Origin of the sequence: Gracilibacillus suaedae (assembly GCF_017599345.1) — a bacterium.
GTDB classification, from domain to species: domain Bacteria; phylum Bacillota; class Bacilli; order Bacillales; family Amphibacillaceae; genus Gracilibacillus; species Gracilibacillus suaedae.
Genome location: NZ_JAGFVL010000053.1, coordinates 1 through 25,444 on the forward strand (window position 1 = coordinate 1; position 25,444 = coordinate 25,444).

The 25,444-nt window shown below is 37.2% G+C and carries 21 protein-coding genes; 15 read left to right on the forward strand and 6 right to left on the reverse strand.

What is annotated here, in order from left to right:
• Positions 1–208 precede the first annotated feature (208 nt).
• Complete coding sequence (locus tag J5J03_RS15205) at positions 209–2,092, forward strand: ABC-F family ATP-binding cassette domain-containing protein (protein WP_208590658.1); 1,884 nt, start codon at positions 209–211, stop codon at positions 2,090–2,092.
• Entirely contained in the window at positions 2,092–3,330 is a 1,239-nt protein-coding gene (locus tag J5J03_RS15210) for an aminopeptidase (RefSeq protein ID WP_208590659.1), read from the forward strand. Before J5J03_RS15205 ends, J5J03_RS15210 begins: the two co-directional genes overlap by 1 nt.
• A 63-nt stretch (positions 3,331–3,393) precedes the next feature.
• Here the strand turns inward: J5J03_RS15210 and recQ are convergent, their stop codons facing one another.
• Positions 3,394–5,166 (reverse strand): DNA helicase RecQ, encoded by a 1,773-nt coding sequence (gene recQ, locus J5J03_RS15215; protein ID WP_208590661.1) that lies wholly within the window; start codon positions 5,164–5,166, stop codon positions 3,394–3,396.
• Positions 5,167–5,427: 261 nt separating this feature from the next.
• On the opposite strand from recQ, the gene J5J03_RS15220 reads away from it, so the two are divergent.
• Positions 5,428–7,275, forward strand: a complete 1,848-nt coding sequence (locus J5J03_RS15220) for a cation:proton antiporter (protein WP_208590663.1) — start codon at positions 5,428–5,430, stop codon at positions 7,273–7,275.
• Between the two features lie 13 nt (positions 7,276–7,288).
• Here J5J03_RS15220 and J5J03_RS15225 read toward each other — a convergent pair whose 3' ends face one another.
• Positions 7,289–7,471, reverse strand: a complete 183-nt coding sequence (locus tag J5J03_RS15225; RefSeq protein ID WP_208590665.1) for an SE1832 family protein — start codon at positions 7,469–7,471, stop codon at positions 7,289–7,291.
• A 399-nt stretch (positions 7,472–7,870) separates the two neighbouring features.
• Between J5J03_RS15225 and J5J03_RS15230 the strand changes: the two genes are divergently transcribed.
• The 4 genes from J5J03_RS15230 (at position 7,871) to J5J03_RS15245 (ending at position 11,623) form a co-directional block, all read left to right on the forward strand.
• A complete protein-coding gene (locus J5J03_RS15230) occupies positions 7,871–8,347 on the forward strand; it encodes a TRAP transporter small permease (RefSeq protein ID WP_331460508.1) in 477 nt (158 codons plus the stop codon).
• A 25-nt stretch (positions 8,348–8,372) separates the two neighbouring features.
• Positions 8,373–9,644, forward strand: coding sequence for a TRAP transporter large permease (locus tag J5J03_RS15235; protein ID WP_208590667.1), 1,272 nt, complete (start codon positions 8,373–8,375; stop codon positions 9,642–9,644).
• A gap of 260 nt (positions 9,645–9,904) precedes the next feature.
• Complete coding sequence (gene dctP, locus J5J03_RS15240; protein ID WP_231710778.1) at positions 9,905–10,798, forward strand: TRAP transporter substrate-binding protein DctP; 894 nt, start codon at positions 9,905–9,907, stop codon at positions 10,796–10,798.
• Positions 10,799–11,104: 306 nt separating this feature from the next.
• Positions 11,105–11,623: a GNAT family N-acetyltransferase gene (locus J5J03_RS15245; RefSeq protein WP_208590669.1), complete on the forward strand. Its 519-nt coding sequence runs from the start codon at positions 11,105–11,107 to the stop codon at positions 11,621–11,623.
• 112 nt (positions 11,624–11,735) lie between these two features.
• Here J5J03_RS15245 and J5J03_RS15250 read toward each other — a convergent pair whose 3' ends face one another.
• Positions 11,736–12,818, reverse strand: coding sequence for an AI-2E family transporter (locus tag J5J03_RS15250; RefSeq protein WP_208590670.1), 1,083 nt, complete (start codon positions 12,816–12,818; stop codon positions 11,736–11,738).
• A gap of 172 nt (positions 12,819–12,990) precedes the next feature.
• On the opposite strand from J5J03_RS15250, the gene J5J03_RS15255 reads away from it, so the two are divergent.
• The 4 genes from J5J03_RS15255 to J5J03_RS15270 all read left to right on the forward strand — a co-directional run bounded on the left by J5J03_RS15255 (position 12,991) and on the right by J5J03_RS15270 (position 17,977).
• Entirely contained in the window at positions 12,991–14,709 is a 1,719-nt protein-coding gene (locus J5J03_RS15255; RefSeq protein WP_208590671.1) for a phospho-sugar mutase, read from the forward strand.
• 282 nt (positions 14,710–14,991) lie between these two features.
• The gene (locus tag J5J03_RS15260) at positions 14,992–15,768 is read left to right on the forward strand and encodes a TerC family protein (RefSeq protein ID WP_208590672.1); all 777 of its coding nucleotides are present in this window, start codon (positions 14,992–14,994) and stop codon (positions 15,766–15,768) included.
• A 60-nt stretch (positions 15,769–15,828) separates the two neighbouring features.
• Positions 15,829–16,278 (forward strand): OsmC family protein, encoded by a 450-nt coding sequence (locus J5J03_RS15265; protein ID WP_208590673.1) that lies wholly within the window; start codon positions 15,829–15,831, stop codon positions 16,276–16,278.
• Between the two features lie 304 nt (positions 16,279–16,582).
• Positions 16,583–17,977: an L-cystine transporter gene (locus tag J5J03_RS15270; protein ID WP_208590674.1), complete on the forward strand. Its 1,395-nt coding sequence runs from the start codon at positions 16,583–16,585 to the stop codon at positions 17,975–17,977.
• A 53-nt stretch (positions 17,978–18,030) separates the two neighbouring features.
• On the opposite strand, the gene J5J03_RS15275 is transcribed toward J5J03_RS15270, so the two are convergent.
• Positions 18,031–19,764, reverse strand: a complete 1,734-nt coding sequence (locus tag J5J03_RS15275; RefSeq protein ID WP_231710779.1) for an efflux RND transporter permease subunit — start codon at positions 19,762–19,764, stop codon at positions 18,031–18,033.
• On the reverse strand, positions 19,761–19,979 hold the full coding sequence (locus J5J03_RS15280) for an efflux RND transporter permease subunit (RefSeq protein ID WP_208590675.1): 219 nt from the start codon (positions 19,977–19,979) through the stop codon (positions 19,761–19,763). Before J5J03_RS15280 ends, J5J03_RS15275 begins: the two co-directional genes overlap by 4 nt.
• Positions 19,980–20,179: 200 nt before the next feature.
• Here J5J03_RS15280 and J5J03_RS15285 point away from each other — a divergent pair, with 200 nt between their 5' ends.
• Both J5J03_RS15285 and J5J03_RS15290 read left to right on the forward strand, forming a co-directional pair.
• A complete protein-coding gene (locus J5J03_RS15285) occupies positions 20,180–21,412 on the forward strand; it encodes an aminopeptidase (RefSeq protein WP_208590677.1) in 1,233 nt (410 codons plus the stop codon).
• Positions 21,413–21,530: 118 nt separating this feature from the next.
• Positions 21,531–22,574: an acyltransferase family protein gene (locus J5J03_RS15290; RefSeq protein WP_208590679.1), complete on the forward strand. Its 1,044-nt coding sequence runs from the start codon at positions 21,531–21,533 to the stop codon at positions 22,572–22,574.
• Between the two features lie 244 nt (positions 22,575–22,818).
• Here J5J03_RS15290 and J5J03_RS15295 read toward each other — a convergent pair whose 3' ends face one another.
• Entirely contained in the window at positions 22,819–23,679 is an 861-nt protein-coding gene (locus J5J03_RS15295) for a fructosamine kinase family protein (RefSeq protein WP_208590681.1), read from the reverse strand.
• A 116-nt stretch (positions 23,680–23,795) separates the two neighbouring features.
• Here J5J03_RS15295 and J5J03_RS15300 point away from each other — a divergent pair, with 116 nt between their 5' ends.
• Together J5J03_RS15300 and J5J03_RS15305 are read left to right on the forward strand one after the other, a co-directional pair.
• Entirely contained in the window at positions 23,796–25,133 is a 1,338-nt protein-coding gene (locus tag J5J03_RS15300; protein ID WP_208590683.1) for a sodium-dependent transporter, read from the forward strand.
• Positions 25,134–25,157: 24 nt separating this feature from the next.
• A complete protein-coding gene (locus J5J03_RS15305) occupies positions 25,158–25,436 on the forward strand; it encodes a YwdI family protein (protein ID WP_208590685.1) in 279 nt (92 codons plus the stop codon).
• The last annotated feature ends 8 nt before the right edge of the window (positions 25,437–25,444 follow it).

Here is a 25,444-nt window from a genome sequence, read left to right on the forward strand (position 1 = left end):
TTCTTCACCAAGTTAGCTGAGGCCGTGCCCCCGGAAAGGGAGTGTTTTTCCGCAGCGACGAATGAGCACGCAACTTCAGAAGAATGGAAGAAAGCCTCACTTTTTCACCTTTCATTACTTCGCAGTATGTATCTACTACGAATTTGGTGAAAGGTAAAGGAATGTACAGATGTTGCTCAGTTTTTCTTAACTAGAAAGGGTAGATACAATGCGCACGATTAAAGTAGAGGATCTAGTCAAAACGTATGGTGAGAAAGTATTGTTTGATGGGATTTCATTTTCGATTTCAGACAGCGATCGTATCGGTTTGATCGGGGTTAATGGTACAGGGAAATCCACCTTACTAAAAGTATTAGCAGGTATTGATCAGGCAGAATCCGGTATGATCGATCATCCCAATGATTACCGGATAGAATACTTAGATCAAGACCCACAGCTAACGGACGGGGACACTGTACTAAATCAAATATATTATGGTGATGCTGAAATGATGGTCACTTTACGACAATATGAATCAGCCATATTAGCTTTGGAAAGAGAACCCGAGAATGTAACCATGCAAAATCAACTTTTGAAAATACAGGAAAAAATGGATCAAGTCGAAGCATGGGACGCCATGACCGTTGCTAAAACAATCCTAACAAAATTAGGAGTTCCGGCTTTCGACAAAAAAACGGAAAACCTTTCTGGCGGTCAACGTAAACGTGTAGCAATAGCTAAATCTCTAATTCAACCAGCAGATTTACTGATACTAGATGAGCCAACCAACCATCTCGACAACGATACTATCGAATGGCTCGAAGAATACTTACCCACTTATCAAGGGGCTATTTTGCTTGTTACACATGATCGCTATTTTCTTAACCGAATTACTAACCGTATTTTTGAGTTGGATAAGGGTAACTTATATACATACGAAGGCAATTATCAAACTTTTTTAGAACAAAAAGCGATACGGGAAGAACAAGAAATACAAGCAGAACAAAAGCATAAAAATATTTTGAAGAAGGAAATTGCTTGGCTCAAAGCAGGTGTTAAGGCAAGAACAACAAAACAGAAAGCCCGAATCGATCGTGTTGAAGAAATGAAAGAGAAAACCTTTGACACGAAAAAACAGGATTTATCATTTCAAGTTGGTTCCACTCGCCTTGGTAAAAAAGTCATGGAAGTTAAAAATTTAGGTAAATCATATGATGGAAAAACCTTGTTTAAAGACTTTAATTTTCTAATTAAGCCTGGTGACAGACTAGGAATAGTAGGTGCTAATGGTAGTGGGAAAACGACTTTACTAAATATTTTAGCTGGCCGTGTCGAGCCGGATACAGGTACCATTGACATTGGTGAAACCGTGGAAATTGGTTATTATACACAAGATCATCCACCACTAGATGATAGTGTTAAGGTGATTGACCTTGTCCGCGATGTAGCAGAGGTGGTCCATACACTAGATGGTAGTGTCATTACAGCTGAACAAATGCTGGAACGATTTTTATTTCCAAGATCGCAACAATGGACATATGTTCGAAAGTTGTCAGGTGGCGAACGCCGTAGACTATATTTATTAACTGTACTAATGCGTGAACCAAACGTATTGTTTCTCGATGAGCCAACCAATGACCTGGATACGGAAACACTTGCAGTACTTGAAGATTATTTAGAGCAATTTCCTGGTGTCGTGATCACGGTATCCCATGATCGTTACTTTCTGGATAAAACCGTTGAACAGATTATTGCCTTTACCGAAAGTGAAACATTAACCTTTTTTTATGGCAATTATTCCGAATTTCGCGAACAGCAAAAAGAATCAGAGCATAAGCAAAACAAAACGATATTAAAGCAAAAACCGACACGAAAAAAGAAAAAGCTATCCTATCATGAACAAAAAGAGTGGGATACAATAGAAGATGAAATAACAACACTAGAAACTGAGCTTGAGCAAATTGCAACAGAAATTGCGGAAGCAGGTAGTGATATTGGCAAAATTCAGCCTCTATACGATAAACAAAATGAAATCGAACAACAACTGGAAGAAAAAATGGAAAGATGGGAAGAACTATCCCTTTTACTAGAAGAACTGAAGGAGGAGTCATAATGGCAGACAAACAACTACAGGAAAAGTACGCAGAACTAGCATTAAAAACAGGTGTGAATTTGCAGGAAGGACAGGCATTAGTGATCAATTCTTCCATTGAAGGAGCGGATTTTACGAGAATTGTTGCCCGTAAAGCATATGAAATGGGTGCTAAAAATGTCCATATTAATTGGTCAGATGATGAGCTTACCTATTTGAAATTTAACTATGCATCAGAAGAAGTGTTAACAGATATACCGAAATGGCAAGTAGCAAAGCATTTAGATTTTGCTGAAGATGGTGCGGCGCTATTATCGATCCGCTCCACTAATCCCGATTTACTAAAAGATATTGATTCTGCGAAAATCGCAAAAGCAAACAAAGCAAGTGGGCAAGCGATGAAGGAATTTCGTCAGTATACGATGAATGATCGGATTCCATGGTCAATCATTTCTATTCCAACAGGTGACTGGGCACAAAAAATCTTTCCAGATAAATCAAAAGAAGAGGCAATCGAAAGCTTATGGGAAGAAATTTTTAAAATTGTTCGTGTTGATCAAGAAGATCCTGTCGCTGCATGGGATGAACATAACCGTACCTTAAAACAAGCCCGAGAATACTTAAATGAAAAATCGTATAAAGCACTGATTTTCCAATCAGAAGGTACAGATATCCGCTTCGAATTACCAGCAGGTCATATTTGGAAGGGTGGCTCTGCGAAATTACCGAATGGTAACAGCTTTAACCCGAATATGCCGACTGAAGAAGTCTTTACAATGCCACATAAATATAAAGTAGATGGTAAAGTAACCGCAACAAAACCACTTGTATATGGGGGTAATATGATTGATGGCTTCAGCTTAACATTTAAAGATGGCAAAGTAGTCGACTTTGAAGCTGAGCAGGGCTATGATACTTTAAAACATTTACTGGAAACAGATGAAGGGGCAACACGTCTGGGAGAATTAGCTTTAGTACCACATGCATCACCTATTTCACAATCAGGTTTAATTTTCTATAACACTTTATATGATGAAAATGCGTCCTGCCATATTGCATTAGGAAAGGCCTATCCAACTAACCTTGAAGGCGGGTCAGATATGAGTGAGGAAGAGCTAGACGAGCACGGAGTAAACGATAGCCTGACACATGTTGATTTCATGATCGGATCGGCGGACTTAGATATTGACGGAGAAACACAGGACGGAGAAAAAGAACCTGTATTCCGTCAAGGAGCATGGGCAATCGATTTTGATTAAGGAAAAGAAAGAACTCTCGTTTGATGACGAGAGTTCTTTTAATTAGGAAGTGTCCAGTAAAATCTAGGCATTTTCCAAAAAGCACTCCAAAAACACTTCTCCATATTGTTCGAACTTGCGCTCACCAACACCATGGATCTGCAGCATTTCGTATTTTGATTTCGGCTTGACAACAGACATTTCGCGCAAACTTTTATCGGAGAAAATCACATATGGCGGAACACCTTGTTGATCTGCTAATGACTTTCGCAATCTTCGTAATTGTTCAAACATTTCCGTATCGTATGCAACAACTTCTTTCGTCTCTACTTTGGCTGCCTGTACATATACTTTTTCTTCTCCTGTTAAAACAGATACAGCTCGCTTGCTTAGACGTAGGGTTGGATAGCGTCCACCTTCAGATACTAAGAAATCTTCTGCTACTAAAAATTGAATAAAGGAAACAAGCTCTTTCTCTGTCATTTCTTTCATCAGTCCGTACGTGGATAGTCGGTCAAAGCGAAATTGCTTTACCTTTTTGTCATTGGAACCTTTTAAAACCTTAGCTACTAAACTGGCTCCGAATCGTTCATCCATCCGCTTGACACAAGATAGTACCATTTGTGCTTCCTTTGTACGGTCAACTTTTTCTAGATCACTGTCACAGTTAGAGCAACTGCCACATGCTTCTGTTGAAGAAATCGTATCATTAAAATAACGGAGAATATATTGCTGCAGGCATTGATCGGTATGGCAATAATTGATCATTGCCTGTAATTTGTCATATTCGCCTCTTTTTTTCTGCTCATCCATCATGTCCGACTGATCAATTAAATATTTTTGCAATGTGATATCCTGACCTGAAAAAAGAATGATACATTGACTTGGTTCACCATCCCGTCCAGCTCGTCCGGCCTCTTGATAATAACTTTCTAGATTCTTCGGCAAGGCATAGTGAAGTACATAGCGGACATTGGACTTGTCAATACCCATCCCGAAAGCATTGGTAGCGACCATTACTCGTGCATTGTCATAAATAAAATCATTTTGCGCTTCTTTTCTAGCTTCTTCTGACATCCCCGCATGATATTTTCTAACAGAGAATCCCTTTTCTTGTAATATAAAATAAAGCTGATCGACTTGTTTCCGAGTTATCGCATAAATAATTCCAGTGTCGTCCTGATGAGCTTTTAAATAATCCGTTACATACCCTTGACGATCGTGTCCCTTTATAACCTGGAACGTAAGGTTATTACGTGCAAAGCCAGTGTTAACAACAGCATTATCCTCGACATCGAGCAGTTGCTGTAAATCACGAATTACTTCCGCGGTAGCTGTTGCCGTTAATCCAATCAGTACAGGACGATTACGTAATTGATGAACGGCTTGGACAACAGTACGATAACTGGGGCGAAAATCGTGTCCCCATTGTGAAATACAGTGAGCTTCATCAAATGCAATTAATGAGACATGCAACGAATTAATGGCATCAAAAAAAGCATTGGAATCAAAACGTTCTGGCGCAACATAGACAAACCTATATTGACCATTACGAATCTCAGCTAGTCTACTAAATTGTTCTTCCGTTGTTAAGGAACTGTTTATATAGGTAGCCGCAACTCCTAATGATTGTAGGGCATCCACCTGGTCTTTCATTAAGGAGATAAGCGGGGAGATCACGATGGAAACTCCATCTTGTGCAAGACCGGGGATTTGATAGCAGATTGATTTCCCTCCGCCAGTCGGCATAATAGCTAACGTGTTTTCCTGATTAAGGATTTGGTTCACAATTTTTTCTTGTCCAGGTCGGAAAGCATCATAACCAAAATATTTTTTTAATAAATCCAACGTACTCATACAATATCATCCTTTTAATAAACTCATTGTTAGCATAACATTTTTTATGCCTCATACATATAGTAAAACTTGGCTTGTCGCTGTTACCTTTGGTGAATTTCATTGTTTTATTTCCATAGAAATCAATACGTTTATCGTGCAAAGAAAAAAGTTTGAAATAAAAATATTTACATCCCACCTATTAACCTTTAAAATAATGCTAGCTTCTGATGAAATTTAATGAATGTAAATATAGATAAAGATAGAAGGTAAAGGGGGATAATGATGGACTCATTATTATTAATACTCATGCTTATTGCTGTGCTTGGTGTCGGCTCGCAGTGGGTAGCTTGGAAATTCCGATTGCCAGCAATTGTCGTGATGTCGATAGCAGGTTTACTCGCTGGACCTGTATTCGGATTGATGAATCCAGAAGAAGCTTTCGGTGATTTGTATCGCCCGTTTATTTCCATAGCTGTGGCGATTATTCTTTTTGAAGGAAGCTTGAATCTGAATTTTAAAGAAGTAAAAGGGTTAGGAAAGCCAGTTTTTCGTATTGTTACATGGGGAGCGTTTCTTGCCTGGATTTTGGGATCGTTAACTGCCCATTATGTAGCAGGGTTATCTTGGGCGGTTGCATTTGTCATTGGAGGTATCTTTATTGTAACAGGTCCTACTGTTATTTTACCACTGTTAAGGCAATCAAAACTAAAACCAACACCAGCAAAGATCTTAAAATGGGAAGGGATTGTTGTTGACCCATTCGGTGCTTTAATAGCTGTCTTTGCCTTTGAATTCATTTTATTCTTGTTAGCTGACGGAAGAGATGCAACAGCCCTATTATTTTTCTTATTAGCATCCTTATTTGCTGTAGTACTTGGGGTTGTCTTTGGAAAAATTACCGGGTGGATGTTTGAGTCAGGACATATTCCAGAATTTTTAAAGTCACCTGCTGTTTTTGCATTGGTTATTGCATGCTTTATTATAGCGGATGAAGTGAAACATGAAACAGGTTTATTAGCAGTAACTGCAATGGGGATGACATTGGCGAATCTTGGTATATCTTCTATTAGGGATATGCGTCACTTTAAAGAGAATATCTCGATGCTTTTAATTTCAACAGTATTTATTCTCTTAACCTCATCGCTAACAATCGACACATTAATGGATGTTTTCCAGCCAGCAATTATTGGATATGTATTATTAATGCTGTTTGTCGTCCGTCCACTATCTATTTTCTTATCAACGATTAAATCAGGTTTATCGTTGCAAGAAAAAACATTGGTTGGCTGGATCGCTCCACGAGGTATTGTTGCTTTGACAGTAGCAAGTTATTTTGCAACTATCCTTGCAGATGAAGGATTTGAAGGGGCATCCCTTGTAACACCATTAACTTTCGCATTAGTATTTTCCACAGTTGTCGTTCATGGTTTCTCTATTGGTTGGTTAGCGAAAAAATTAAACCTTTCTGCAGAAGGGAAGCCAGGAGTGTTAATTGTCGGCTCCAACCGTTTTACCAATTCTTTGGCAAAAACGATGAAGGAATTAGGTATCCCAGCAGTTGTTGTTGATTCATCTTGGGATCGACTTAACGGTGCTAGAAAAGCAGGGATTCAGCATAACCATTGTGAAATTTTATCAGAGCAAACAGAATATACAATGGATTTCACACCGTATGATTACTTGTTAACAGCGACTGAATATGATTCTTATAATGCCTTAGTGTGTTCTACATTCTTACCTGAGTTTGGTAGAAAGAATGTGTTCCGTTTACCAAAACAAAATCATAGCGGAGATCATTTAGTAGATATTGACCATACGATTGGTGGAAGAGAAGTATTTACACCAACAGAAGGTATCGAAGAATTGAAATACAAATTGAAGAGTGGGTATGTTTTACGAAAAACATCTTTAACAGATCGTTATTTGTATCAAGATTATTTGAAAGATCGTGACAAGGAAACCGTGTTGTTGTTTGTGTTGAAACAGTCAAAACAAATCGAGTTCTTTGCAGAAGATTTTGAGACAACAGCAACAGCAGGAGATACGATTGTCAGTTTAACACCACCAAGTAAAGAATTTCATAAAATCAAGGAAAAACTAGAGGAAAAAAGAAATGAGAAAAGCTAGCAACAAACTGTTGCTAGCTTTTTTGCTGTTGTATTTTTTGACGAAGATCGGATATTTTTGCAGCTAAGCGTTCTAATTCCTTTTCGTTATATGCTGTGTTTCCACCTACATATACTAATTTCTCTAAGTCAGCAGATAGCCTGGTATAATCAGCTTTTAAGTCTTCTATTTCTGCTTCCAGTTCTTTAATGTTCATTATTTTCACCCCATTTATATTTCCATTTCCCTTAGTAAAGCGTAAATCAGTTAGAAAGAATAGGCAAGCAACATTCTAAAATAAACAAAAAATACCAAAAAAATGAAAAAGTTTTACCTTTTTTGGAGGATTACGAATTATTTATGAGCATATGACATTATATATCCATGAAAGCAATACATTTTTTTTATACACGATTATTTGTGGTTTAATTGATCTCAATCGGGGCATAGTAAATTTGTGAAGAATGCAACATTTTTGTAACATTAAATATAACTTGTAGTTCGGTATTTTCTTAGAAGGGGGGAAGTAGTTATCAAATTCTTTCGATTGCTAGATAAATGTATACTTAAAATAGAAGAATTCATTTTAGGGGGATCAATTATTGTTATTGCACTAATGATTTGTATGAATGTTATTAGTAGGCAGTTTTTTGGTCCTAGTATCGGTTTTCATTCAGAAGTAGCCAAGTTTGCTGTTGTGATCTCAACATTTATGGGTATTAGTTACGCTGCACGAAAGGGAAGACATATTAGTATGTCTGCTATTTACGATACTGTGCCTTGGCGTATTCGTAAAGCAATGGCTATTTTAATACCACTAGTTACAGCGCTGATATTATTTGCTTTAACCTATGTATCCTTTGAGTATGTAGTGAATGAATACGAAAGAGGCACCACAACAGCATATTTGGGTATGCCAACATATATTATGTATTTATTCATACCACTAGGTTTCTTTATGGGTGGTATTCAATTTGTGCGAAATTTAATCGTAAATATTGTCAACAAAGAGGTTTACATTGGGACAGATGCATTGGATTATAATGACATCAAACCAGAAGATCGTCATATTGATGATCAAATGCAAGTATAATTAGTAAAAAAGTGAGGAAGCCAAAATGCTTACAATATTATTAGGAATTATGGTCATTTTACTTCTGCTTAACTTTCCCATGATGATACCACTTATCGTTGCACCATTTGTAGTTGTCTTATTAGGATATACACAGTTCCCAATTGACTCTTCTGTTATGGTAGGGCAATTAGTTACAGGAATTGAATCATATCAATTACTTTGTGTCCCATTATTTATCTTTGCAGCAGACATCATGACTGCGGGTAAAACGTCACAACGTTTATTAGACTTTATAGGATCATTTATAGGACATCTTAGGGGTGGGTATGCTGTGACTACCGCAGCAGCTTGTTCTTTATTCGGTGCTATCTCTGGTTCAACTCAAGCAACGGTAGTAGCAATTGGTAAACCAATGCGTGAGAGATTGTTAAAAGTTGGGTATAAAGATTCGAGTGCAATGGCCTTAATTATCAATTCAAGTGATGTAGCTTTGTTAATACCGCCGAGTATAGGCTTAATTATGTATGGACTAGTGTCTGGTGAATCAATTGGTGATCTTTTCATCGCAGGTATTATTCCCGGTCTTATCGTATTCTTAGCATTTACGATTTATAGTGTAATCTATGCAAAGGTAAAAAATATTCCATTGTCAGATAAAGCAACATGGAAAGAAAGATTTCATTCGTTTAGAAGAGCGCTCTTTCCTTTAGGATTTCCGATATTAGTTATCGGTGGTATTTACCTGGGGTGGTTTTCCGCAACAGAAGCAGCAGGGATATCCGTTCTATATGCTTTAATATTAGAAGTAGTTATCTTTAGGTCAGTCCATCTTAAACAATTACCAGGTATTGCTTTATCAACAGGGTTAGTAACATCAGCGGTATTTGTGTTAGTTGCTGGTGGTCAAGTATTTACCTATCTTGTCAACTTAGAAAAAATTCCACAAATGCTTTCTGATGCAGTATTAGGGTCTGATCCTAGTGAAATATATGTATTGCTTATTGTAACCATATTCTTTTTTGTGGGATGTATGTTTGTTGACCCTATAGTAGTGATCTTAGTATTAACACCTATTTTTGCACCAATTGCAAGTGAAGTTGGAGTTGATCCAATACATCTAGGTATTGTTATTACATTCCAAGCAGCTTTAGGTTCTGCAACACCACCATTTGGTGTGGATATATTTACAGCCAGTGCCGTCTTTAATAAACCATATATGGAAGTAATAAAAGGTACACCTCCATATATTCTCATAATGGTACTGATTTCTGTTTTATTGATTCTGTTTCCACAGATTTCTCTTGCTTTATTGTAAGGGAATCTAACATAATAAAAAATATTTAGGGGGTTTTTATCATTATTAACAAAAAGCTTTCACTATTAGCAGTATTACTATTAGCGTTAGGTGTCTTTTTAGCAGCATGCGGAGGAGGCACGGAAGAAGAAGAAACTGATAACGGCGGCGAAGATACAGGAGACAATACGGAAGAAACAACTGATGGAGAAGAAGCTGCAGGTGATTTTGAAGAGCAAGAATGGATTTTTATCACAGAAGAAACTGGTGAACAAGTACAAATGGCTTATGCAGATGAATTTGCAAAGCGTATTGATGAGAAATCTGGTGGAAGTATCACAGTCGAAACTTATGAATTTGGTGGACTTGGTAGTGAAACAGACCAAGTTGTACAATTACAAGAAGGGACTGCTCAGCTAGCAGTAACATCTCCAGGTTTTATTGGGAACACAGTAAAGGAAAGTCAAATTTTTGGTCTACATTTCTTATTTCCTGAAAGTGTAGAAGAAACACAACAAATTTTAAATGAAAGTGAAGCAATTAATGTAGATTTAGTAGAGCAATATGAAGCAATTGGTCTAGAACCGCTTGCATTCTGGACAGAAGGTGCTATGCAATGGACTAGTAATACACCTTTAGAATCTCCAGCAGACTTTGAAAACTTTAAAATGAGAACACAGGGTAGCGAGTTACAAAATGAGTCTTATGGAGCATATGGAGCAAACCCAGATGGTTATAGCTGGGGTGAACTTTACACAGCATTAGAAAACGGTACGATGGATGGACAGGAAAACCCAATATTCTTTATTGCTGATGCTTCGTTCCACGAAGTTCAAGATTATATGACACTTTCTAACCATAACAACTATGTAGCAACAACAACAGTTAACCAAGAATGGTATGATGGCTTAGGAGAAGCTGAAAAAGCTCTAGTCGATGAAACAGTGGAAGAATTACAAAGCTGGGTGTTTGAAGAGCAAGAACGTCAAAATGAAGAATTCTTATCTGTCATTGAAGAAACGACTGAAATTGTAGAAATCAGTGAAGAAGATCGTGAAGAATTTAAAGAACTAGCAATGCCAGTACGTGACTTCTATCGTGAGAACATCTCAACAGTTGATGGAGCAATTCTTGACAAACTAGAACAAGAAATTGAAGAAATTACTGGTGAGTAATTTAACAACCAAAAATATACATGATTATTAATATGCATGAAAAATCCTCGAGCTTATAAAAGCTTGAGGATTTTTTTGTTATAAGGAAAGAGAGTATAAAATCAGCGCAAGGACCGTGTTAAACGGAGTAGTTATTTTGAAATGTTTGATGTATATTTGCAATAAATTTTTAGAAAATATTCACAAATCTGAATTCGCTTTCATTGACTCGAAGAGAATTTCACAATATACTTAAATTATCTGCCGTTAAATTTTGCCTCATATGCAAGGTTCAAGGTAAATCTAAACTGTAAAGGAGAGGGTTAAGTGAAGACAAGTATCAGGAAATGTACACTGGAAGATTTGCAATTATTACAGGACATAGGTACAGAAACATATAATGAAACTTACAGTCATCTAAACACACCCGAAAATATTAATGAATATTTAGATCAAGCCTTCAGTACAGAACAACTTACGAAAGAATTATCCAATCCATCCTCGACATTTTTATTCCAATACGTAGACAACATGCTAACAGGTTACTTGAAAGTAAATGAGGGAGACGCACAAACATATCAAATCGGTGATAATGCCCTGGAAATCGAACGCATTTACGTGAAAAACACCTTTCATGAGAAAGGATTAGGGAAATTATTACTACAAACAGGAATTGATATTGCAAGAGAACGAGACAAAAGTGAGATTTGGTTAGGCATATGGCGAAAAAACAAAAACGCTATCAATTTTCATGAAAAAATGGGATTTGAAAAGAGGGGATCTTACTCGATCTATATAGGAGACGAGGAACAAAATAATTATATTATGGTCAAGCAGTTAAAATAGTTCAACGTATCTCATTATTATAAGTCTTATAATCTATTATAAGGTAACAGGCTTTCGCCAACCTAATTGGCGAAATGCCATGGTATCTTATACGATCATCAATTCTTCACACTTAAAACAAATCCGGATCCTCTTCTGATTGATTTTTCTTCCACTCATAATAGAAATGCGCAATGATCGTTTTAACAACTGCATAAGCAGGAATGATAAACAATAATCCTAAAAATCCTGCAATTCCCCCAGCAGCTAGAATCAAGGTAATAACCGTTAACGGATGAATGGATAGCGCTCTTCCCATTACGTTTGGTGAGATAAGGTTACTTTCAATCTGTTGCGCGACTATCATCACAATTGCCGCCCATACAGCCATGATCGGTTCTTGAAAGACCCCAACGATAATAGCAGGAATTGCTGATAAAAACGGACCTAAGAATGGAATGAAATTCATTAATAACCCAAATAAGGCTAAGGATAAGGAATATTCTAGGCCAATGATCAAATAACCAATATAAAGCATAGCCCCAACACACACGCTCACAATAAACTGTCCTTGAATAAATGAAGCCAAAGTATGATTAATGTTTGCTGTTAATGTTTTAAAACTTTTTGCCTTTTTAGGGCTTAAAAATTTTGAAACAAAAGGTACAAACTTATATCCATCCTTCAACATAAAGAAAAGGAAGAACGGGATTAAGAAAAAGGCAAATACAAAACTGAAAATTTGTCCGATCACGCCAATGATGCTGGAAGTAATCGTTTCTGCATACTGACTGAAATTATCCAAGACATTTTGAATCGCGTTTTCAAACTGTGGTGGTATAATATTCTGATTTTCCTGCCACATTTCAAACAGGCTTTCGGCGCTGTTTACCATTTTCGGAATACTATCAACAAAGTTTGAAAATTGTCTTTGTACAACGGGAGCAACGAAGTTAATAATGATCGTAATCACTAAAACGATTAAGAGAAATACAATAAATGTACCTGCAATTCGCGGTACTCTCTTTTTTTCTAACCAATTAACGATGGGATTTGTAATATAGAAGATAATCCCAGCTCCTATGATAGGAACCGCAATGGCAGTCAGATAAGCACCAACAGGCTCAAATATAAACTTAGTTAAAGAAATGAGATAGATTAAAGTAAAAATAAGTATACATGTTACGAGAATCCGTATGCTCTTTTTTTTAAACAAAAGTGCCACAACCTTTTCTGTCTTTATTCATTAATTGTATTTTATCATATAAAATAAAAAAATGGTTTTTGGACCCCTGAAACTCTTCCAAATAGTGTGAGATTATAATAGAAACAATAGAAAGTCTATGCTAGTATAAGAATATATAATGTAGGACTAAGGGGGAAATCACATGTCATGGCAAGATACATTAAAAAGATGGACATCTCATACAACGCTAGATAAAGATTTAGGAGAACAATTAAAACAACTATCCCAAGATCAGAAGGAGTTAGAAGATTCCTTTTATAAGAATTTAACCTTTGGTACCGGCGGAATGCGTGGAATGCTGGGGCCTGGAACCAATCGAATGAATATTTATACCGTTCGGAAAGCAGTGGAAGGATTAGCAAATTACATAACGAAAAATGTAGATAATGCACATAACAGAGGAGTTGTTATTGCATATGACTCTCGCTATATGTCACAAGAGTTTGCCGTAGAAGTGGCAAAGGTTTTAGGTGCACATGATATTAAGGCATATGTATTTGAATCATTACGCCCAACACCATTACTTTCATTTGCGGTTCGCTATTTAAAGACAGCTGCCGGTATTATGATTACCGCAAGTCATAACCCTCCTGAGTATAATGGTTTTAAAGTCTATAACGAGGATGGCGGACAAGTACCATTACAAGAAGCTGCTGCCATCATAGAAGAGGTAAATAAAGTAGAAGATGAATTAAATGTTACCGTCAAAAGCAAGGAAGAAGTCGAAAGTGCTGGTCTATTGGAGTGGGTTGGCGAAACAGTGGATAATGCTTATCTTCAGGAGTTAAAAACCATTCAAAAGCAAGCAGAAGAAAACAGTGTGAATATAGTCTTTACACCATTGCATGGAACGGCTCATGACCTTGTATTAAAAGGATTAGCTCAAATTGGCTATGACCAAGTACATGTGGTGAAAGAGCAAGCAAACCCGGACCCGGAATTCTCGACAGTACAGTCACCAAATCCAGAAGAGCATCAAGCGTTTGAATTGGCAATCAAGCAAGGGAAAGAAATCGATGCGGATATTCTAATTGGTACAGACCCGGATGCTGATCGTTTAGGTGTTGCTGTAAAAGATGGGAATGGGTCTTATCAAGTATTAACAGGGAATCAGTTAGGATCACTATTATTGGATTATACATTATCTCATTTAAGTGAGAAGGAACTTGAAAATGGGCAAGTAATTAAAACGATTGTAACATCTGAATTGGGAAGGGCGATCGCTTCCTATTATGGTGTTGATTCACTTGACACGTTAACTGGTTTTAAATTTATCGGTGAGAAAATTAAGCAATTTGAATCTGACCAACGACATTTCCTTTTCGGCTATGAGGAAAGTTATGGTTATTTAATTGGAGATTTCGTCCGTGATAAAGATGCGGTACAAGCAGCAGTAGTAGCATGTGAAATGGCGAATTATTGGAAAGCGAAAGGTAAGACACTTTTGGAGGCACTAGATACATTGTACGAACGTCACGGCTATTACTTAGAAGGCCAGAAGTCTTTAACATTAAAAGGTAAAGATGGTGCTGAACAAATTGCTGCCATTATGGAAGATATTCGTGAAAATCCGTTTACACAATTAGGTGGATTACAAGTAACAGCGATTGAAGATTATCAAAGCAGCAAACGTAAGTTACCAGTAGGTGCAACAGAGGAAGACATTTCATTACCAAAAGAAAACGTTATGAAATTTTTGCTTGAAGATGATGCATGGGTATGCTTCCGTCCTTCAGGTACGGAACCTAAAATCAAAAGCTACTTCGGTGTAAAAACAGATAATGCAGATAAGAGCAAATTGCTTTTACAAACTATTCAAGCAGAAGTAGAGGAAAGAATAAACAAGATTATCAATGCATAATGAATTGGAAAAAGAAGAACCTAATGCTATCACTGAGATGGTATAGGTTCTTTTTTTGATTAGTAAAGATTGACAGACAGGAAAAAAAGACTTATAGTTATAACATACATAAAGGGGAGTAGCTGTTACAATAAATGTCGTCATTTCGAGAATTATCTCCGGCATTATTGGCAACTCAGGCGTTGTTGGCGAGACCTTTACCACCAGTGGTAAGGGTCTCGTTTTTTATGTGATCTTTACCAACTGGTGGAGATCACATTTTTATTTAGGAGATGGAGCAAATTGGAATTATTATTAGAGTACGGATGGGTTTTATTAGTATTAATTGGTTTGGAAGGGATTTTAGCAGCAGATAATGCGCTTGTTCTAGCGATTATGGTCAAACATTTACCGGATGACCAACGTAAAAAAGCGCTCTTTTACGGGTTAGCAGGTGCTTTTGTTTTAAGATTTGGTTCCTTATTTGTTATTTCGTTCCTAGTTGATGTCTGGCAAGTACAGGCAATAGGTGCAGCCTATTTATTATTTATCTCGATTAAGCACTTATATGATACATTTCGTAAGAAGAATAAAGGAGAGACAGGAGCAGAAGAGCAGGCAGAAGCGGCAGTGGAAAAAGGAGGACCTGGCTTCTGGATGACCGTCTTAAAGGTTGAACTTGCCGACTTAGCATTTGCGGTGGATTCCATTTTAGCGGCTGTTGCCTTAGCAGTAGCTTTACCAGCAACAGGCATCGGTACGATTGGAAGCCTTGATACGGGTCAATTCCTTGTCGTGCTAGCTGGTGGGATGATCGGATTAATCATTATGCGTTTTGCTGCGAATGTATTTGTTAAATTATTGCATGAGCGTCCTGGATTAGAAGTGGCAGCATTTGTTATTGTCGGATGGGTTGGTATTAAATTGGTAGTAAGTGTATTAGCGCATGAAGATGTTCACCTTTTATCACATGATTTTGCACATTCCTTGCCTTGGAAATTAACGTTCTATCTTGTCCTTGTTGCTATCGCAGTAGCTGGTTGGTTTCTATCCAGTAAAAAGGAAGAACCGGAAGCGTAAACAGATCATTTTATCGTCTGAACTCCGATGTCTATAATGGAGAGAGAAAGGATGATATAAATGGCGATACACCAATTTACATTAAATGCCACGTGGCCTGGTGGTAGAAATGAAGTAGGACATATCGAAGCAGGTAATTTAAGTACCAAGATTTCCATTCCACCTGAAATGGATGGTCCGGGAGTTGGTACGAATCCAGATGAAATGTTATTAGGTGCAGCTGCTACCTGTTATTTAATTACAGTGGCAGCGATGATCGAACGAGCGGATTTGCCTCTTGAATATATAGAGTTAACCTCTGTAGGAGATGTAGATGTCACCAATGGTGTATTTACTTATAAACGAATCATCCACCGTCCTGTTGTCATATTAAAAAAAGAAGCAACTGCCGATCATCTGCAAAAGTTGAAAAAGATTGTTAAACTAGCAGAGTCATCCTGTATGATCTCTCGGGCAATTAAAGGAAACGTCGAACTAGTCTTAGAAGAAGACCTTTCGATTGCAAGCTAACTTGTACTCCTCATGGGTACAAGTTTTTTTATTATGAGGAAAACCGATCATTTTCATCAACACATTTCCAGTTAAGTCACCTTTTACTGGGAAATCCTAAAGCTTCTTTTAGCAGTTTTTACTGGTATTCGTAACACTGTTAAAGATTTATCTAAAGCAAGAAGCTTGTCATGTTTCCAATAATGAGTGTACACTAATTTTAAAAATAAATACTTGCACAAATCATAAGTTTTGACATATGAAATAAATAAATGTAACATAATCCAAGTATTTATATCGGTTTAATTGAAAAGGAGGAAAAAAGATGAACACAGTTTTCATAATTATCAATATTGCTATTATGCTATTATTTATCGGTGTTTTAATCGGTATGCAGCGAAAATATGTATCGTTTAGTAAACGAGTTTTCGCGGGTTTAGGACTAGGTATTCTTCTAGGTGCCTTTTTACAAATTGTTTATTCAGCAGATTCTGAAATCGTTACTGCAACGACAGATTGGTATAACATTGTAGGGCGTGGATATGTCCGCCTATTAATGATGATCGTTATTCCGCTAGTAATGGTGTCTATTATTCAATCGATCATTAATTTAGAGAAATCATCTGAATTAGGGAAAATGTCAGCATGGATTATTGGTATTCTTGTTTCTACTGCTATGGTGGCAGCAGTAGTTGGTGTAACAAGCTCATCAATCTTTAATCTAAATGCAGACCAAATCGAAATGGGTGAAGCTGAACAAGACCGAGCAGCATCATTAGAGGAAACGCTAGGCTCAGTTGAAGGAATGACGACCCCACAAAAAATACTAGAATTTATTCCGTCTAATATTTTCTTGGATATGACAGGAGAGCGTGCTACATCTGTTATTGCTGTAGTTATTTTCTCTATTTTAGTTGGAATTGCTGTATTAGGTGTAAGAAGAAAGCAACCAGAACAAGCAGAGAAATTTATAGATATAGTAAATACTTTCTATACTGTCATCATGCGTATTGTAACGATTATTTTACGCTTAGCGCCATATGGTATTTTAGGATTAATGGCAAATACAGTAGCACAGACAAATATAGCGGGCATTATTGAGCTTGGCAAATTTGTCGGTGCATCTTATGTGGCATTGCTTGCTATGTTTATCGTCCACATGATTATTCTGGCTATATTTAGACTAAATCCATTTACATTTGTCCGTAAAGTATTACCTGTACTAAGCTTTGCGTTTACATCAAGATCAAGTGCAGGTACGATTCCATTGACCATTCAAGTACAGAGGGAAAGTCTTGGTGTTCATAGTGGTACGGCCAATATGGCGGCATCTTTCGGTGCAACAATTGGTCAAAACGGTTGTGCCGGTATCTATCCAGCGATGTTAGCGGTAATGATCGCACCTAGTCAAGGAATCGATCCGTTATCACCAGGTTTCTTATTGCCATTGATTTTAATCATTGGTATTAGTTCATTTGGCGTTGCTGGTGTTGGCGGTGGTGCAACATTTGCTGCGCTAATTGTATTATCATCTATGAATTTACCTGTAGCACTAGCAGGTTTACTTATCACAGTAGAACCATTAATCGATATGGGGCGTACAGCATTAAACGTAAATGGTGCTATTTTATCGGGCACCTTAACATCTAAATTCATGAAAAAACTAAACATTAAAACGTATAATGATAAAGAAGCAATTAATAAAGACATTGCTGTATAATTAACTTTTAAATCCCCTCTTATAGCCATAAGAGGGGATTTATCATTGTATTATTACCTTTTAATTCTCCATCGATCCATCGTTATATAAAGAGCTGGAAGTAATAATAAAGTCAATATTGTCGAGAAAATAATTCCAGCTACAATTGATACTGCGAGTGGTTTAAATAAGACATCACCGACAATGATAATTGGTGTTAACGCAGCAATCGAAGTCAAGGTTGTTAATATGATTGGTCGTAACCTTGCGCGTCCGGCTGCAACGATGGCGTTTACAGTATTACCATCATATTGCTGTTTGTTCTGTTCAATAAATTCAATGATCAATATAGAGTTGCGAACAACGATACCAGATAAAGAAACAATACCAAGTACTGCTAAGAAGCTAAGTGGTTGCCCACTAATAAATAAGCCAACAACTGCACCTGTCACAGCAAAAAACACAGTACTTGTAATTAAGAAAGGCATCAACAACGAATTAAATTGCACGGCAAGTGTTATATAGATTAAAAATAATACAATCACAAACAACTTAGCAATCTCAACAAAAAATTCTGTCTCTGCACTTGCTTCTCCATCCTCCATTAAAACATACTCATCATCTAATTCAGCAAGTTCTGTCTGCATCGTTTCAATTACTGCTGCAGTATCGGCAGCGAAATTTCCTTCCCCTGAGTCATATACAGCTATTGTGATAATTCTATCCCCATTTTCATGAGTGATTGCCGCCGTTTGCTCTTCAGTTGTAGTAGATACTAATTCATCAACTGAATAATCCTCTGGTATTCCTTCTTCTGACGTAACAAATACTTGTAGTGAACTAAGGTCAATTTCCTCGTTTGTTCCCTCATCCAAAACTAATTCCATGTCTAACTTGTTATTATTAGTGTTTATTTCAGATAGTGGCATACCAGCATTTGCAAGCTGAAGCGTGTTTTTTATTTGGCTAATCGCAATGCCATTTTCTGCGATAAAATCACGATCAATTTCATACGTTTTTACTAATTGACTTGTACCAGCGTTTAATGTTGCAACTTCAACAGAATTGAGTTCATTTAATTTATTCTTTAATAACGTAGATTGCTCCAACAATACTGCTAAATCAGACCCTTTTAGTTTTAACTCTATCGTTGGAGATGATGGTGGACCTGATACAATCGTTTCTAGAAATATTTCTGCATTTGGAAACTGCTCTCGTAATTCTTCCTGATAGTTTTCAATATATTGAGCTGCTGTAGTTTGGTCACGATTAACGCGAACAACTATTTGGCCAGTATTTTCGCCAGATCTCGTTAAGCTCGAGTTAAAGATATTAGGTAGCCCAGCCCCTGTATAACGAGCTGTTTCATCCACATACTCGGTATTGTCTTGAATATATTGTTCTAATTCGGCTAATTTTTGATCTGTTTCTTCTATTGGTGTACCTTCGTCCAGCGTTACGGAAAGTGTTACTTCCTGTCGATCTGCTGCAGGAAAAAATTCAAATGGTACTTTTATAACTAGCAATAGTAACAAGATACACACGATCATCCCGCTTAAGACGGTTAACCATGGTTTTTTCAATGTTGTTGGCAGAACATTATCAGCATAACGTTCTTCTAACCGACGAAAAAGCGCTGTAAGTAAACCGGATTGGCGTTTTTTGGTGCGATACAACTTTAATTGTCTTGTATATTGAATAGTAGGAATAACAGTCAAGGCAATCAGCGTAGAAGCAATAATCGTTCCCATCAGAGCAATTGGTAAAGCTTTAATAAATTCCCCATTACTTCCTGATAAAAAAGTCAAAGGAAATCCATTACTTCTTCCTCAATCAGATTGGTAATCATCTGTTCCACTATTTCAGGACTTACACCAGGATAAACAGTGGAAATAGTAGCAATATTTTGCTCAATTTCTGGTATATCACGTTTTGGTGTTTGTACGTATGTAAAAATCCCTGTAATGATAAACAATAAAACAAAAATCCAAACTATTCTTCGATATTTTATTAATGTTTCCAAACACTTCACCTCATTAAATTATTATCTAAAATATCTTTACTCAAGGGGTTTTACTTTATCACGGTGCTAAGCGTCCACTGATTATAGTCTCACTTTATGTTTATTGTATATAATGAAATAATTGAAAACAACAATCGTTTGCATTTTTAACCATTCAGATAGCATAATATGGTAGTACCCTTACTGGAGGAGGATGAAACATGGATAAGTTATTAAAAAAATATGCGAAACTAGCATTACATACTGGTGTAAATTTACAAGAAGGTCAAGGGCTACTCATTCAAGCACCGATTGAGGCCATTGAATTTGTCCGCTTGGTGGTCACACAAGCATATGAAGCTGGTGCCAAAAATGTCCATGTGGAATGGAAAGATGATGAATTAACTTATTTGAAAATGAAACATGCGCCAATGGAAGTATTAGAAACGTTCCCGAAATGGCGAAAAGATGCCCTGGTTAGTATGGTGAAAGATGGCTATGCAGTATTAAATATCTATGGTGAAAACCCTGACCTCTTGCAAGGTATTGACGGCAAGCGAATGGCAGCTGTAACCAAAGCAAGCTCAACTGCTTTAAAAGAATACCGTGATTACATGATGAACGACCAAGTGCGTTGGTCGATTGTTGGTTACCCGACGACAGAGTGGGCACAAAAAATATATCCAGATTTAGATGCAAAAGAAGCGAGGGAAAAACTTTGGAAAGAAATTTTCCGTATTGCACGTGCCGATCAAGATGATCCAATAGAAGCGTGGAATAAACATAATCAATTATTACGCAATGCCCGTGAATATTTAAATGAGAAAAATTATGCTAAGTTGCATTTACAAGCAACAGGGACTGACTTAACGATTGAACTACCAGAAGGACATATTTGGCATGGAGGAGCGGCAGAGGCGACTGATGGCGTGACATTTAACCCAAATATTCCGACTGAAGAAGTATTCTCGATGCCACATAAATACGGTGTCAATGGTCAGGTAACAAGTACAAAACCGCTTAGCTTCCAAGGTCAATTAATAGAGAATTTCACCCTGACCTTTAAAGACGGTAAGGTAGTTGATTATTCATGTGAGAAGGGGGCAGAGGCGCTTAAACAGTTATTAGAAGCAGATGAAGATGGTGCATCCAGGCTAGGTGAAGTTGCCTTAGTACCACATGAATCTCCAGTCTCTCAAGCGGGAATTGTTTTCTTTAATACCCTGTTTGATGAAAATGCTTCCTGTCATATCGCTTTAGGAAAAGCGTACCCAACGAGTATAAAAGGCGGCTCTGATATGAAGAAGAAGGAAATGGATCAACATGGTGTTAATGATAGTATTGTCCATGAGGACTTTATGATTGGTTCTGCAGACATGAATATTGATGGTATCACGAAAAATGGGAGAAAAGAGGTTATTTTCCGTAACGGTACATGGGCAGTAGATTTTTAAAAAATTTCACAAATTTAACACAACAATTACAAATTGTTAACAATAAGTGGAATTACTTTTTGTTCTTCTTTATAAAAGGTAAGATGGTATAAAAGCATAAAAAAAGGGAGAATGAAAAATGCAACGTGAAGCTTATTTCGATAATGCCAAGCTAGTGTTTATATTTTTAGTTGTGTTTGGTCATTTAATTCAACCTTTAAAGCAGAATATTGAATTAGTCAATGTGCTATATCAATGGATATATTTATTTCATATGCCGGTGTTTATATTAGTAAGTGGTTTTTTTGCTAAAGGGGCAAGTGATAAAGGGTATTTGATGAAATTAGTTAAGAGGATCTTATTCCCTTATTTCTTATTCCAAGTATTTTATTCTGTCTACTTTTTTACCATAGGTAAAGATAGCTGGGATACCACGTTGTACGATCCACATTGGGGATTATGGTTCTTATTAAGTTTATTTAGCTGGCACCTACTATTGATTGGATATAAAAAGCTGAAACCTATTTATGGAATTCCATTAGCTTTTATAATAGGTGTTTTGGTAGGCTATCTACCATTTATCGGACCGTCCTTCAGTTTATCAAGAACGCTTGTTTTTTTTCCCTTTTTCTTAATCGGTTACTGGCTGTCCCAAGATCAAATATTTAAATTGAAGACAGTTAATAATAAGGCAATCGCACTAGGGGTATTGATTGCGGTGTTTGTTACATCTTATGTGACACCAACGATTCCTGTCGAATGGTTATTTGGTTCCCATTCTTATCAAGGCTTGGATGCAGCGGCTAATGGTGGTTTTATTCGGGCGATGTTATATACCGTAGCTACATTAATGGTTTTTTCGGTATTACTTTTAGTCCCGAATAAACGTTATTCTTTTACACCACTTGGTCAAAATACCATGTATGTCTATTTGTTACATGGTGTAATTATTCAATACGTTCGCCAAGCGCATTTACTGGCCGTAGACCAAAATCTTGACACATTAGGTCTTGCTGTCATCGCGGCTGCAATCGTATGGTTTTTAGCATCTAAATGGGTTGTAACCTTCACTCAGCCAATTGTTGAAGGCAAAACAGACCGCATTCAACAATGGTGGAAAGAACGGAAAAATAAACGTCAATCATCAGATCAAGTATATCAATACCAAGAAAAGTCATCTTAAGATGGCTTTTTTTGCTTGTAAGGAAAGAAAGTATATAATCCTCGGTATCAACGCATTTGTTATCAAAGTAGCCATTTTGAAATAAACCGTATAGGAAACCATCGCTGCGGCTGTCCACTTCCCTTTCCACGGGATTTTCGACTAAGCTAACTTTTCCAAGCAAAACCCGCTTGAAAAAGTTAGCTGAAGGGCAAAGCCCAGATTTGCCGGTTATAAAATAGTCAACTACTTTCAAACAGGCTTGCTAGGCCTCGTAACGTGCAAGAATCCTGTCTACACTTTTGCCATAGCCTTCACCAAATAAATTTAAATGAACAAGCAAATAAAACAATTGATAAATCGGTTTAACTTCTTCATAATAATCTTCCAATGGAAAGGCTGCTTGATAACTATGGTAAAAATCAGTCGGAAAACCGCCGAATAACTCGGTAAACGCTATTTCAAATAAATGATCCCCGTAAACGACAGACGGATCAATTAAATAAGGTTCTCCCCCTTTACCAACTAGCCAGTTACCACCCCATAAATCACCATGGAGCAGGGATGCACGAGGTGTCTTCGGTATGTATTGCTCGAGATTAATCAATAAAGATTCCATCCGCTTCTGTCTTTTGCCACTCATTCTTCCTTTTTCCATAGCAAGTTCCATTTGGGGGCGAAGGCGCATCTCTCGGTAATAGTCAATCCAATTGTTATACCATACATTTTCCTGGATCAATTCTCCGACAAAAGTAGTTTGATCTAACCCATAAAATGAACCTGTTTCAGCTAAATGTAAAGCAGCTAAATTCTCTCCTAGCACACGGCCTGTCAAGTTACTTTTGTTTCCTTCTATCCATTCCATAATTAAAAATAATTCTTCATCATCTTTAGTGATGTCAAAATGATAGACTTCTGGTACTGCGATGGTATTGGTAGCACGAATTCGTTCTAATCCATCCGCTTCAATTTTAAAAAAATCTGCGGGTACATGTTGATTGGTTTTGATAAAATAATGCTTTTCAGCTGTTTGGACATAATAAGCCTGATTAATATCACCGCCAGCTATCGGCTGGACAAGCTGGACGGGGGAATAATCTCCGATTAATTGTAACTTTTCGTGCATGACACTCCCTCCTTGTAAAACTAGTATAGCATCTAAAAATCAAGGTAGAAAAGCAAGGTTCTATCGTGTACAATAGGAAAGAATTTATTTATAGGTAGTAGAGGTGAAAGTAAAATATGCAACGAGAAAATTGGGCATCAAGACTAGGTTTTATGCTAGCAGCAATGGGATCTGCTGTAGGTTTAGGTAATATATGGCGCTTCTCTTATGTTGCCGGTGAAAATGGTGGAGGCGCATTTTTAATTTTATATATTTTAAGTGTGTTAGTGATCGGTATTCCATTATTATTAGTAGAAGTGAGTATCGGAAGAAAGGCGCAAAGAGATATTGTCGGCTCTTATAAAAAACTGGCACCGAAACAACCATGGTTTATGGTCGGTTATCTAGGTGTTGCGAGTGCCTTTCTAATTCTAAGTTTTTACAGTGTCGTAGCAGGATGGGCGCTGTACTACTGGTGGAGATATCTAACAGGTACGATGACTGAGGTGCCGGATATTGGGTTTGGTGGATCATTTGAGGCATTTATTTCACAGGATTATGCGCCATTGTTTTGGCATGCGCTTTTCATGGGGATTACTATGTTTATCGTATTAATCGGTGTAAAGAAGGGAATAGAGCTTGCCAATAAAATATTAATGCCGATTTTAGCGTTAATGATGATTGCGCTGGCGATTTATAGTGTAACACTACCAGGTGCTGCTGATGGACTTGCTTTCTTATTTCAGCCAGATTGGTCTGTTTTAGAAGATCCTTCTGTCTATATCGCGGCATTAGGACAAGCTTTCTTTTCGTTGAGTTTAGGTGTTGGAACGATGATGACGTACGGAAGTTATTTAACGAAACAGCATCAGTTACCAGGGGCGACAGTGGGAATTGGTGTAATGGATACTTTATTTGCGATTATTTCAGGTATTGTCATTTTTCCAGCTGTGTTTGCTTTTGGCATTGATCCTAGTTCTGGACCGCCACTTGTTTTCATAACATTACCAGAAATTTTTTATCAAATGAATTTCGGTAGTATGATTGGTTTGGTATTCTTTACAGCATTAAGCTTAGCAGCGATCTCTTCTTCGATTTCATTGCTAGAAGTACCCGTGGCTTATCTGATGCGTGCGGCTAATATGTCCAGAAAATTAGCATCACTTATCGTCGGACTTGTTATTTTTGCATCAGGTGTAACGGTTTCGTTAGGAATGGGAAAATGGAGTGGTATCACCTTGATTGGTGATCGCAACATCTTAGATTCAATGGACTTTCTTTCGTCCAATGTTTTCTTACCGATTGGCGGGTTCACGATGGCCTTATTTGTCGGTTGGTATTTTACCAAACAAGAGGCACTGGAAGCGTCGGATTTAACTAATAATCCAATTCGAAATATCTGGTATTTGTTAGTGAAATTTATCGCACCATTCATAATTGCTATCATTTTCTTAAATTCGCTTGGAATTGTATAATAGCAGGAGAGAGGATGAGCGATGATGGCGATTACCAATCAGCAGATTTTACGAAAGATAATAGTGGAATGTGAACAAGCATTAAAAAATGAAAACAAAGTAAGAGAGCATGCGAAAGCAGTGCAATCTTTAACAGATTTATTATTAGATCAAGATAACAGTGCACCAGCACCATCAACAAGCTCAATCAATGAATTAGAGTGGCAGAAAATGGTTGGTCAACCTGCGCCAAAACCACCGACAAAACAAGAGAAAAAGGTGGAAGATGACGGTGCTAATGGAGATTCACTACTTGACTTCTAAATAGGGAG